The organism is Streptomyces sp. H27-C3, assembly GCF_030063415.1.
Lineage (GTDB): Bacteria > Actinomycetota > Actinomycetes > Streptomycetales > Streptomycetaceae > Streptomyces.
The window spans coordinates 17,443-29,173 of the sequence record NZ_JASITA010000045.1; the positions used below are offsets into that span (position 1 = coordinate 17,443).

Sequence of the window (11,731 nt, forward strand, 5' to 3'; positions counted from 1 at the left end):
GAGGTTACGGGTAAGTTGAACCCTTCATACGGATGGGAGGGCGGCGGGTGGCGGAGCGCGGTGGTCAGGCGGCAGCAGATGGATTTCAGTACCAGTATCTCGTGACGCTGGAAGCGCTCCTCGATGCAGCGGAAGGCCGTATCTCTGGTGTCGGCGCAGCACTGATCGAACCCGCGGTCACACCAGATCAAGACTCGACCGACCCCGACGCAATCGACTTTGAGCTCGTGGACCACGACAACGCCACCTTGCATGCCGTACAGGTGAAATCGGGCGGCTCAGGCACGGAAATGTCGGCCCCCGACGCCTTCGGCATCCTCCTTCGAATGATCCGTGCACGACCCCGGGCGCAGTCGTACAGACTGATCACGAATATGCGGCTCCATCCCAAGGCCATGCAGCTCAACCGGGCCTTAAGCACCGACGATCCGCACGAGCTTCGTGAGCAGCTTCAACGGTTGATGGAGCGCAGCCGCTGGCGTCAAGAGCCTGCGGCGATGAGCGACGAAGAGCTGGGCCTGCTCCACCGGGCACGAATCTCGGTCGATCCCCGGGAGCGGTATCAGTTGCGTGATCAGCTCCGGGAACGCATGCGACGTCTGCGCAACGAGCACCGCGACGGCCTCGGCCATGACTCTGCGGGCCGCCTCACGAACTACCTGGCATTCGAAATCCACCGGCGCGCTTCAGGCGAGTTCCACGGGGTGTTCACCCTCACACAGTTCCGCGACGAGCTACTGACTCCAGGTCACCATCTCGCATATGAGCTCGGCGAGTTCGACTGGGGAATCATGGTGAGCGCGGTGCCTGCTCCCCCGGACATCCCCCGCCCGAACCTGATCGATCAGATCCGTACGGCGCTGACCGACGGTGGAGGGGAACGCTCGGTAAGCCTCTGCGCGGTGCTCGGCCCTTCCGGCATCGGCAAGACCAGTATCGCCGCCGGCTATGCCCACGACCTGGCCGATGCCTACGACCACATCTTCTGGGTCAACGGCGAGAGCAGCGCGTCCCTGCGCGTTTCCTTTCAGTCCATTCATGACTGGCTGGTCTCCCGCGGGATCGACGGCGCTGATGCGGACGACAGTCGGCTCCGCGACAGAGTGCGTACATTGCTCGGCGCCTCGGCGCGACCCTGGCTCATGATTATCGACAATGTCGTTGACCGCCGTCTCGTGCAGCCCTGGATGCCGTCCAGCGGGCGTGGCGACATCCTCATCACCTCGACCAATCAGGTCAGTTGGGCAACTCACTCAGCCAGGGTTGCAGTACAGGTCATGACTGCCGATCAGGCGAGAGCACTGATCCGGATGCGTCTGGGCCAGCAGGGAAGTTGGGACGCGCGCAGCGAACGAAGTGCCGCTGCTCTCGCAGAGCGTCTCGAGTACTGGCCGCTGGCGATGGAGCTCGCCTGCGGCTATCTCGCCGGCTGCGAGTTGGGACTCAGCGAGTCGGACACCTACCTCGAGCAGATCCGTGATCTGGCGTTTGATGACAGGTACTCCATCCCGCATGGATATCCCGAAACGCTGGTCGGCGCGATCCGGTTGGCACTACTGCGCCTGATGAACAAACAGGAGCTGCAGCCAGCTTCGGATGGCGCCGCGTACGCGCTCTTCCGGGCAGCCTACTTCGCTTCCCGGCAGATCCCGATCTGGCTGCTCTACTTCGCCACCCTGATGTCCATCGGCAATGCCGCCCGCGTGAGCCTTCGCCATCCAGCGGTCTTGGGTCCGTCAGTAAAGGTGCCCTTCACGGCCCACGAGATGCATCGCGCACTGCGTACCGAGTCGCTGGCCCAGCGCGATGAGCCTCTGTGCACGCTGCCTCAGGAGCAATGGTCGGCCGTTCACTGTGAGGGCGTCGACGACACCATCAGCGTCAACGAGATCGTGCAACACGTCATCCGCACACTGGTCGAATCCGGCGACGACGTGCCCGCCATCCTGAGCCAGGCCGCGTTCCACGCGCAGGGGTGGCTGGCGGCATTCATCGAGGCGAACGACGAGAAGCACCTCCTCGCTGTCTTGCCTCACGTCCAGAACCTCGCCAACCACGCAGAGCGGCTGGGCATCGCCACCGACATTCTGGCTGTCATGTGGGGCAACCTGGCTGGCGCATACGTCCTGCTGGGAGAGCTGGACGACGCCCGAGAGGCACTTGAAAGCGAACTGGCGCACCTCCTCGCCCGCAAGGAGCCCGCTCCCTTGCTTGAACTCAAGACCCGCACCCAGCTCGCCGACGTACTGCGAAACATCGGAGAAGAGTCGGCAGTCTGGCTGAAGCACCTCTACCGCGCCCGAGACCTTGCCAGCCAACTCGCCGATTCCCGGCCCGAGGACGTCTCCCTCGTTGTAGGCAACTGCCTGACGATCCTCGCCGGTCACGCGGGCCGTGGGGTTGAGGCCCCGGCGATACAGGCCCTCTCAGACGATCTTGAGTCGTTGCAGGAGCGATTGCCAGGCACGTGGCGCACGAAGGTACAGCGCGAGATTCGCCAGATCAACTTGGCGTTGAGCAACGAGCACATGTCGGACGAGGAAGTTGAACTGCGCTGTCGAACACTCCTGGTGGACAAGAGCCTTGACCGCCCGCAGCGCCTCCAATTGACCGCGTTTCTGACCGAGGCCCTGACGTTTCAGCGTCGGTGGAGCGATGCCCTGGGCAATCTGCAGGCCATCCGCGAGTACATGGTCGAGTGGCCGTTGCACCCACAGTTGATGGCCAGGACCGTGCACAACGTCGGCTTGCGTGTTGGGCTGGCCGTGGCCTCCGGCGTGCCCGAGTGCCGCATTGCGTTGACTCTTCTGATCGGCGGCGCCGACGCATCGCCCGCCCCTGAGTGCCAGTCGCTTCTGTCCACCCTCATCAGCATGGTGGCGCATATGCCCGCGGGACACCTCAGCCTCGAGGCCGGGATGACGTGCATGCCATTCAAGATGCAGACGCTCCGTCTCCTCGAGGCCATGTGCGATCAGGACCACGAAAGGATTCGCACCGCCCACAGGGATCTCACGGAGCACGACTCGGCGGCCCTCACCCGGGATGACGAAATCGGTTGGCGGTCGCTGTCCGATGCCGTCATCGCGTCCGCTGTCAGTATGATGCTGCGCGGAGCTTGAGCTGCTCTCTGTAGGGTGATTGCCGCTGGGCCAGGATTTGATTTCGCCTCCCTTCGATCCACGCCACTTGGCCCTCAAAAAGGATGCAGACCTTGGAGATCAGACCCCGGAACCGCCGTGAACTCATCGGCGGCCAGCCAGCCGTCGACTTCCCGCCGATGCAGAACGGCATCGACGATCTCCTGAGCGCCACCACTTACCTCACCCACGGCGATCCGCCCGAGCCTCGGGACCTGAAGTACGCGATCCTGCACCTCCAGGCCGCCGTCGAAGTGCTCCTCAAGGCCCGCCTGCAACGCGAGCACTGGTCCCAATACGCTCAGCCAGCACCCGCACCGTGAGCCAGTGGCCCGCACTATCGGATGAGCTTCCTTGCGCCGCCCCGTAGTTGCCGGGGCACTCCACTCCAACATGCCGAACAGCACCCCACCGACCGGCCCACTCGGCAAGTTGTCGATAACCACCCAGGGGGGCCAGAAAGCGGAGGAGCGTCTCTTCGACCCTACGATGCGAGCTGGGCCAAGCTTGCGGGCATGCCGCAGCAAGCAGACAGCGGATTCTGTCACGGGGGCCGTGCGGTGCGGAATCGTGCGAAGTCGGCTGGAGCGGTCGTGCAGGTCGTGCAGGTCGTGCAGGTCGGCCTCGCCCTCGGCCCGCCAGCGGTGGACCCACTTATGGGCGGTGGGCTGGCCACGATGTGCCCATCTCTGCGGCAAAGTGGGCGACCGGACGGCCCGCGAGGACTCGTTCGACCAGGATACGTCTGCCGTGAACGGTCAGCCGGGCATTACGGTGAGACACGAAGACCTCCAGTGCGGTGCAGTCCTAGACAGCTTCACCACACTGGAGGTCTTCGCCTTTGGTCAAGACTCCCATGTCAACAACGTTCGTAATCAATACACCTAGTGTCGCGTGTTTCTGTTCGCGTACCTCATGTGATTCCTCAACAGGCAGGCTGACCAGTGCCGTTGCATGCCGCAGACGTGACGTCAACGGAATCACGAGACACTAGCGGCTGGGGCAATATAAAGGGCCCTGTTTAACCGCGTGTTTCAACGTTACGAGGGGCCTCCACGCTGACCCTCCCTCTATTCAACACGCTGCGACTTCACCCACCGGTCAACCTCGCTGCGCCGATAGCGCACCTTGGCGGTACGACCACGACCGAATTTGTACCGAGGGAGACCGAGCTGCGTCCCGTATTGGTAGAGCCAGGAAGTCGACACATCCAGATAGACCGCCAGCTCCTTCACTCCCATGAACTGCGAAGCCGCTGACTCATCCGAACGACTTACTACCTGCGTCACGGTTCCTCCAAAACCACCTCGCCCGTCAAGGGGCGAAAATCGAACCACCGAGGTCTGACATCCGCGCGATCCCCTGGATCCTGAGACCAAGGATCGACGGCCACACTCATCCGCAGGACTCCACGAGCGGAGCCGTCCGCGAACTCCTCAATGGTCGCGACGATCGCCGGTTTGGCTAACCGGCGATCGTCGTCTATGTTGCGCGCCGCATCACGTACCCGACGTCTGCTCGGTCTCGCCGTCGGTGAGGGAAAGTAGCGAACCGTTGATGGATCGCCACTCCCCATTAGTCCGGTAAGCGTCAACGGACCGGCAGCGGTCTCAGGCCAACTAGGTCTGGCTCCAATACGGCGCGAGGTTCGTTGGCGAAACGGCTGCCTTCGCTGTCTAAGGACCAAATGCCCACGATCAGCTGCCGAGGAATCGCTGGTCTCAGCCTTGATGAGGTGAAGGGGCCGTCACAGGCACCGTGAACACGGCGCATACCTTCGCCGGCCGACAATGAGCGCGGCCCCTGGCTCGCCCAGGGGCCGCGCTCGGACAAGTCGTCGCGCTGCCGCACGGACAGCGTTCAGCTAGCGCTCGTCACGTTGCGCCCGGGCGTACGCCGCCCGGCTCACTGGCCAGCTTCGGCGATCAGCTTCGGGGCAATCCGCGCACACCGCTCGGCGTACGCCCCAAGGTGATGAGTCCGGAACTGCTCGACGTCCCAGTCCTCTTCGAGGACCTCGCCATCCGGCCAGATGTAGGCGAGCCCTCGCCCGCCGGAAGTCAGCGTCACCTCGCGCAGGTCGTAGCGGTCGTCCTCAAAGGCGTCGAGAATCGTCCACTCTCTCCGGCTGAGGTCGGTGAACAGTACGCCGGGCGCCGCAGAGCCGGGCGCCGCTACGAGCCCCGGGTAGACGCGTCCCTCCAGGGACGCCGCGCGCCATCCGGGCGCGCTGGCCGACAGCTGTTGCGGTATCCGGCCGATCAGCGCTTCGAGGACGGCATCGAACTGGAGCGTCCCGTACGCGAACAGGGTCGCGGGATCCGGCGAAGGTCGGTCACGGCGGCCGGAAGTCGCCGTGACTGCGGAAGGCTGTGCAGTTGCTTGGTACATGATCATTCCGGTCGTCACGAGCTGGGCAGATACATGGCGTTGTAGGTCGGCGACTCCGGGGCGTGCTTGATTTCCCCCATCACCATGTACCCCCACCGCAGGTAGGCATCATGCGCTGGCTGATTGTCGACGATGCAAGTCAGCGCGGTGGCACTCTCCGCGCGTCCCGAGATCACGGTGTCATGGATCTTTCTACCGAGGCCCCGACTCTGGTACTCGGGGAGGACCATCAGCTCTCGGAGCCAGAAGACCTGGCGGGCATTCGCGAGGGTCTGAAGCTGCACCGGCCTCCGGTCGCCGAGCGAGTTCCACCACGGTTTATCGGCGGGCAGCGTAGCGCCGTGCACGTACCCGATGATCTGCCCGTCCCGGCGCGCGGTCACCGTCTCGAAGCCCTCGTTGCCGAAGGCAGCCTCTAGCCGCTCCCGGAAGGAGTCGGCGGAGAAGAACGGGTCGCCGATGTACGGGGGCGTGTCGTACACCCGGGCGTACACCTCGACCAGCTCGTCAGCGATGGCCTTGACCGACGCCCCGTCGTACCGCTGGTACTCCGCATCCACTGGTTGCATCTCTCCTTTTGCCGAATCACGCGACGACTGCGCGGATCTCTTCAAGCAGGTCCCCTACCCCGCGGGCGCGGTGATGAGGGGCCAGTCCATCGTGGACGATCTTCAACTGCTGGACTGCCCGAGCGGAAGACATGCCCGCAGTCCGGATCAGCCCCATGGCCTTGCTCGCAGCATCGATGCTGTGGTCGATGTCCCCTGCGCCGATGGCCGCGGTCGCTAGCCGGCCGAGACACATCCCTCTGTTGCGGGTGTGCGCCACGTCCTGCAACTTCTCCGAGTGCGCCAAGAGCTGCTGGGCGCGAGCAGTCTGGCCGAGATCAAGTCGGCACATGCCCTCCAGGCACACCAGTTCGGCCTGGTTGAGGAACGTTGTCCAATCAGGATCACGGTCGTCCGCCCCGCGTTCCCATTCCCTCCAGGCCCGCTTGATCGCGGACTCGCAGTTGAAGGCGTCGCCGACCCGCGCGTGCCCCTGCGCCTCACGGATAGCCAAGAGTGCCGTGACACGCGTCGGTGCGAGCCACATACCGGCGTGTGTCTGCGCAAGTCGGGCGAAGCGGATCGCCTCCCGCCCTTTGTTCAGGTCCACGGCCTGGCGAGCCATGTTGCTCAGCGTCCGACTGGAGAGCACATCGTCGCCTGTCAACATCGCGGCGTTCAGGGCCTCGGAGAAGTACTGCCGAGCCTGGGCGTGGAGCCCGGCGTCGTAGGAAAACCAGCCGAGGCTAGTAGTGAACTTTCCTGCGAGAGCGTGCAGTTGCTGGCCCAGTTGCTCGTCGTAGATACCACGGTCGATCATGTGGTGCACCCACAGCAGGTGAGCACGCGTCGGTCGCCAGAGTCTGTTGCCACCGAACTGCTGGTCCTGCGCGTCCATGTCGTCCGCAGCGTCGCGGAGAAGATCGACCTCGTCCTCGGCGATCTTCCAGTCCGCAGAGCTGGCCACATCTGTCGTCGTCTGAGCCAGCCACGGCGGCGGTTCCTGGTCGCCGCCGGCGAAAAGCGGGATCGCGGCAGCCGACTGCCCGATGAATGGAACCGGCGTCACGACAGGCACAGCGGAAGTGTCAGGAGGCTCGTCCTCAGCACCCGGGCGGAGCCCCAGCTCCTCAACTGGCCGCCGGAAGTACAGCTCAAGGACCACCCGTGTATCGGGGTGCGGGTATGGGCGCCGCTTCGTCTCGCTCTCCCACTTCGACATCTGGCGGACGGTGAAGGTCGGGCACTTCGAGACCCGCTTTTCGGCAGCAAGCCGTCCCGCCAGGGAGTTGAGCTCGTCAACCGCCTTCGCCTGGGTCCGGTTGCGGCTCTCGCGAAGCGCTCTCATCGGGCTGCGGCTCACCGGATACCCCCTTTACCGAGTGGTGTCAGTTCACCGTAGCGGGCATCTCGCGGGCTGCGTGAGGCGTCGTCAGCGAAAGCGCTGGTGAGGCGGAAATGGGAGCGAAAAGGGCGGGAGAAGGGCGGGTAGAAGGCGATCAAGGTTCCGGCGAAAGGACCTGTTCACTACACCGTCCCTCCGATGCACTAGGTGACATCAAACGCACTGTGCGTTCTTAAGAATCGGATGCTGACCTGGGAGGGGCTCATGGACACCTGCACCGTGACGGGCGAGCCCGAGCGCCTGTCCGCGTGGTTCGCCGCGGCCACTCCCTCGCCGGCGGAATCCATGAACGCCTGGCTCCGTACACCCGACTTCCCCCGGCGGCTGCCGACCGGCATCAATTTCGATGTCGTACTCGCACCCCTCACCCTCATTGAGCTGGCGTACGACATCCTGCGCCGGTACGAACAGACCGTCGGACCGGCTGTCCGCTTCACGAACCTGACCACGGCGGCCGTCCTCGTGCCGCCCGGCACTGCAGCCCGCTGGGGCAGTTTGGTCGCCGGGGCGTCCTGGTACGACGCCGTTCCGACGTGCCTGGGGACCGGCCACGCAGTGCGTATCCCCGGACTCGCGCCATCGGCACCGGGCGTACCGGTGGCGTGGCTGGAGGCACCCAGCGCCGAGTCGGTGGTGGGCGACGCCCCCCTGCTCACCGCTCCGGTGCAGTTGGTCCGCTGCCTTGCCGAAGCACGTTCCCTCCTCACCCCCGACGACGAGCGGAGCCCCCTCAGCAGGGCGGTATCCGCGGTCCGGGCGGTCCTCCGATCCCCCCAGAGGACGTGATGACAACGACTACCGTACGACCGCGCCGCGGCCCCTACCGCGACGGCGACCTCATGCGTTCCACGTTCGACATCAGGCAGCGACCGCCGGGTGAGCTTCCGCCGCCCGCGGACGGTGAGAAGGTCGGTGTCATGCGACGCCGGGCCCGAGAGCGGCTGAGCGCACGCGGGTTGGCCTATGTCGCCGACGAGGCGGTCTTGATCGTCTCCGAGCTGGTTACCAACGCCATCGTGCACAGCGGCGGCCAGGAGGTCACGGTGACTCTCTCGCTCGGCTCGGGCTTCCTGCGTATCGACGTACACGACGGTGTCCCCAGCTTCCACGCCCACCCCAAGGCCCCCGATGACGCCGACGAGAACGGCCGCGGCCTTGCTCTCGTGCAGTCGCTCGCCGAAGAAGGGCGAGGTGCTTGGGGTGTTGAGGACGCAGGCGCCACCACATGGTGCAAGCTGAGATTGGCGGCAAGCTGATGACGGGCACCGCAGCACAAGGCGCGCAGCCTGGTCCTCTCCTGGTGCTGGCGGCTCTGACGGGTGAGGCCGTATCGCACGAACCCAGTGTCGTTGTGCTCCATCGACACGACGGCGGTGTTCAGCAACAACGGCGCAGCCCCATGGTTCACGTTCCGCGCCCCCGCGAGCAGGCCGAGACGCCCGCCCCCGATAGCGCCGCCGTCGAGGGATTACGGGCAGCCGGGTTACGAACGCGCCGAAGCGTCAAGCCAGTAGGTGGCAAGCATCTCGCCCGGCCACGCTGGCTGACGGACGTCGCTTCGGGGCCCCATCTCCTCGAAGTACGGCGCCAGGTCGATGACCGGCGTCCCGTCGACGGCGTCAAGATCCGTCACCAGAAGATCCCGACCCTCCACTTTCAGCAACCGTGGGTAGCTGGTAGCCAGTTGGTTTGGCCTCCGGTGGTTGCGGTGCCCGAACGTGCCAACCGTCGGCCACCTCGGATTTCCCCTGGGGCTACGCGCGTGCAGCTGGACGTCTTCCGGCTGCGCCAAGTGGAAGCGCCACGTGACCGTCAAATGGGAGAATTCCTCGATGCCCTGCAGGGTTTCGAGGGGATACGCCTCGTTGAGCCGGATGATCGATTCGACCCCGCCCTGGTAGTCGTCCTGAACGCGGGTGTGGCCCCCGACCACCGTTGCGATCGATTCGACCTCGTACGTCGCCATCAGGGCTCGTTCCTCTCCCTCAAAGTTGCGCATTCGGCAGCCACCACGCGAAGCGACTGGCCTGCTCCACGGTCACCCTATGGCCCGCATCATCTCCCGGGCCCGGCGGTCCAGTTCGGTGACTCGGCTACCCCCGCGCTGCCGGACGGGCGAGAGATCGCTCTGCATCCGAACGATGACGTCGCGGGCGCGGCCGGAGTGGACGCCGGCCATGGCATCGAGGGCCTGGCCCCAGGTAGCGCATGCCTCGTCGAGGCGTCCTTGATGGACCTGGACGGCACCGAGGTAGCCAAGGGTCACACTGTGTGTCCGGGCGTATTGCTGCCGACGGCGGGTGGCGACGCTGCGCTGGAAGTGGATCTCCGCATCGGCTGGCTGGCCCATGTCGCGCAGGGCGCAGGCGGTCTCGTGGGCGAGGGAGGCTTCCTGGAAGAAGTCCACGCGGCCAGGTGCATCGTCATTGCCGGCGCGGGCGAGGTCCCGCTCCGCGCGACTGATGGCCGCGAGGGTGCCGGGCCGGTCGCCGTCGGCTGCGAGCGCTCGGGCGTGGACGATCGCGAGCAGGGCCTTCTCGCGATGGCTGGCCTGACCATAGCGGTCGCGGGACATGGAGGCGTCGGCCATGGCGAGTGCTTTGCGGGGGTGCCCGAGGTCCACTGCTTGGTGCGCGAGGGCGCGCAGGATGTGGCCGACGAGCGGCCCGTCCCCGGCTTCGGCCGCGATGCGGGCGGCGAGGGTGAGGTAGCGCTGGGCCGTGCGGTGTTCGGAGGCGTCGAAGGCCATCCAGCCGGCGAGGTAGGTCATCTCCGCGACGGCGGAGTACGTGTCGCGACGGTGTCGGTCCGTACGAAATCGGCTGCCCAGCAGGGGGGCTGCTTCGTCGCGAAGATGGCCGGCCAGGGACGAGCGCCCGGAGGCTCCGCCTCGCTGTTGGTCGCGTGCGGAGTAGAAGTTGGTGAGGTCGCGGACGTCGTCGATGTCGGCCTGGCGTACCAGCCGGGGGGAGACTGCCGTGCGCCTGGCTGCTGCGGCGGGGGCGGCTGCCCACCACGAGGAAGCTGGCAAGGCGAGGCCGGCGGCGGAGTATGCGGCGGTCGCCAGCAGCTTGCGTCGGTGCATGTCCAGATCGTCGCTTCCCAGCTCGGCCAGCACGGTCAGAGGGTCGACGCTCCAGTCGGAACCACTCTCGGTGGAGTTTGTCGGCTCCTCCAGCCCGAGGTCTGCCAGGGTGAGCGGGCGGCGGAGCCTGCGGGACAGCGTCTCGCGCAGGATATGCCGCGCTCTTCCGCTGGGCTTCGTGCCCAAGACCCACATGGAGATGTGCGAGCGGGAGATGGCCTCCAGCTCCCGCATGCCGCTCTCGGCGGCCACTCGGGCGACCGCTGCGGCTGCTTGAGGCTGGGACCAGCCCGCTTCGCGCAAAAGTGCGGCGAGGGCGAGGTTTCGCTCACGGGCCATGGACTGCCCCTCGGTTCCGAAATGATCTTTGGCGCCTTTGGCGGCCTTGACGGCCCTGCAGGCATACCCCTCGGCGGAGATTCAAGGTTCGCTCAACGTAGCGGCCGGATCACTCACTTTGCACGTCAGTCGTCGGTACTACACGGCGAATCCCACTCAACTTGGCTTGATTCAAACAGGAGTTGTGTCATGCCCCTCTCGCTGGTCCTGCATCGGGAACCCTGTCACCGCGACGACCAAGGCAAGCGGGGTTGCCTCCCCATGGCGCTGCCCGATGTGCAGCGAGATCAATCGGTGGCCGCGGCAGAGACGGTGGCGCTCGTGCTCGACGAGGACTCACCGCTGCCGGAGAGCGCCGGCGACGTGGAAGAACTCGGGTGGCGCCTGCGCGGTCACATCAGCCAACTCGGGTTCGTCGTACCACCGGGAGCACCCGCGTCGCGCCATGCGCAGCAGCTCGCTTCGGCGGGAGTCCCCGACGGCTACATGTCCAGCAGAGTGCATCTGGTGAAGCTGGCCGAGGCCGCCAAAGCACTTGTCGCGACCGTGCAAGCTCACGGTGTTGCACCCGCGCAGCCGACGCGGAGATGGCGTTGGTGGAAGCCGCGGATCAACGTGCTGCGCGGCTCGGTCTTCGCTGTCGCCTTCGCGTGCTTGGTTCTGGCCGCGTCGGTGCCCCGGGTATGACCGTCACCGGGGCAGTTCTGATCGCGGTGGTTCTCGGCCCGATGGCGTGGCTGGTTCTCCGCGGTGGCCGAGCACCCGGCTGCGCCGCTCCCCAAGACGAGGACTCTGCACCGGGGCAGAAGGGACCGCCCTCGCA

At 65.8% G+C, this 11,731-nt stretch carries 11 protein-coding genes and 1 pseudogene; 5 read left to right on the top strand and 7 right to left on the bottom strand.

Features of this window, described 5'->3' with window-relative positions:
* Positions 1 to 47: 47 nt before the first annotated feature.
* Complete coding sequence (locus QMK30_RS32130) at positions 48 to 3,122, top strand: NB-ARC domain-containing protein (RefSeq protein WP_283521842.1); 3,075 nt, start codon at positions 48 to 50, stop codon at positions 3,120 to 3,122.
* Positions 3,123 to 3,214: 92 nt separating this feature from the next.
* Complete coding sequence (locus QMK30_RS32135) at positions 3,215 to 3,463, top strand: hypothetical protein (RefSeq protein ID WP_283521880.1); 249 nt, start codon at positions 3,215 to 3,217, stop codon at positions 3,461 to 3,463.
* 165 nt (positions 3,464 to 3,628) lie between these two features.
* Here QMK30_RS32135 and QMK30_RS32140 read toward each other — a convergent pair.
* The 5 genes and pseudogenes from QMK30_RS32140 to QMK30_RS32155 form a co-directional block, all read right to left on the bottom strand.
* Positions 3,629 to 3,923: pseudogene (locus QMK30_RS32140) on the bottom strand (leucine zipper domain-containing protein); the annotation flags it as partial.
* Between the two features lie 287 nt (positions 3,924 to 4,210).
* Positions 4,211 to 4,381, bottom strand: a complete 171-nt coding sequence (locus tag QMK30_RS38955; RefSeq protein WP_502963266.1) for a helix-turn-helix transcriptional regulator — start codon at positions 4,379 to 4,381, stop codon at positions 4,211 to 4,213.
* 664 nt (positions 4,382 to 5,045) lie between these two features.
* Positions 5,046 to 5,531 (bottom strand): gamma-glutamylcyclotransferase family protein, encoded by a 486-nt coding sequence (locus tag QMK30_RS32145; RefSeq protein ID WP_283521843.1) that lies wholly within the window; start codon positions 5,529 to 5,531, stop codon positions 5,046 to 5,048.
* Positions 5,532 to 5,545: 14 nt separating this feature from the next.
* Positions 5,546 to 6,100 carry a GNAT family N-acetyltransferase gene (locus QMK30_RS32150; protein WP_283521844.1) on the bottom strand — a complete coding sequence of 185 codons (555 nt, stop codon included), beginning with the start codon at positions 6,098 to 6,100 and terminating at the stop codon, positions 5,546 to 5,548.
* A gap of 16 nt (positions 6,101 to 6,116) precedes the next feature.
* Positions 6,117 to 7,442 (bottom strand): NsdA family TPR-like regulatory protein, encoded by a 1,326-nt coding sequence (locus QMK30_RS32155; RefSeq protein WP_283521845.1) that lies wholly within the window; start codon positions 7,440 to 7,442, stop codon positions 6,117 to 6,119.
* 246 nt (positions 7,443 to 7,688) lie between these two features.
* Here QMK30_RS32155 and QMK30_RS32160 point away from each other — a divergent pair, with 246 nt between their 5' ends.
* Together QMK30_RS32160 and QMK30_RS32165 are read left to right on the top strand one after the other, a co-directional pair.
* A complete protein-coding gene (locus QMK30_RS32160) occupies positions 7,689 to 8,270 on the top strand; it encodes a hypothetical protein (protein WP_283521846.1) in 582 nt (193 codons plus the stop codon).
* Positions 8,270 to 8,740: an ATP-binding protein gene (locus tag QMK30_RS32165; RefSeq protein WP_283521847.1), complete on the top strand. Its 471-nt coding sequence runs from the start codon at positions 8,270 to 8,272 to the stop codon at positions 8,738 to 8,740. Before QMK30_RS32160 ends, QMK30_RS32165 begins: the two co-directional genes overlap by 1 nt.
* A gap of 227 nt (positions 8,741 to 8,967) precedes the next feature.
* On the opposite strand, the gene QMK30_RS32170 is transcribed toward QMK30_RS32165, so the two are convergent.
* Both QMK30_RS32170 and QMK30_RS32175 read right to left on the bottom strand, forming a co-directional pair.
* A complete protein-coding gene (locus tag QMK30_RS32170; RefSeq protein WP_283521848.1) occupies positions 8,968 to 9,450 on the bottom strand; it encodes an SAM-dependent methyltransferase in 483 nt (160 codons plus the stop codon).
* Between the two features lie 72 nt (positions 9,451 to 9,522).
* Positions 9,523 to 10,908, bottom strand: a complete 1,386-nt coding sequence (locus tag QMK30_RS32175; RefSeq protein ID WP_283521849.1) for an NsdA family TPR-like regulatory protein — start codon at positions 10,906 to 10,908, stop codon at positions 9,523 to 9,525.
* A 261-nt stretch (positions 10,909 to 11,169) separates the two neighbouring features.
* Here QMK30_RS32175 and QMK30_RS32180 point away from each other — a divergent pair, with 261 nt between their 5' ends.
* Positions 11,170 to 11,595: a DUF6415 family natural product biosynthesis protein gene (locus tag QMK30_RS32180; RefSeq protein ID WP_283521850.1), complete on the top strand. Its 426-nt coding sequence runs from the start codon at positions 11,170 to 11,172 to the stop codon at positions 11,593 to 11,595.
* Positions 11,596 to 11,731: the final 136 nt, after the last annotated feature.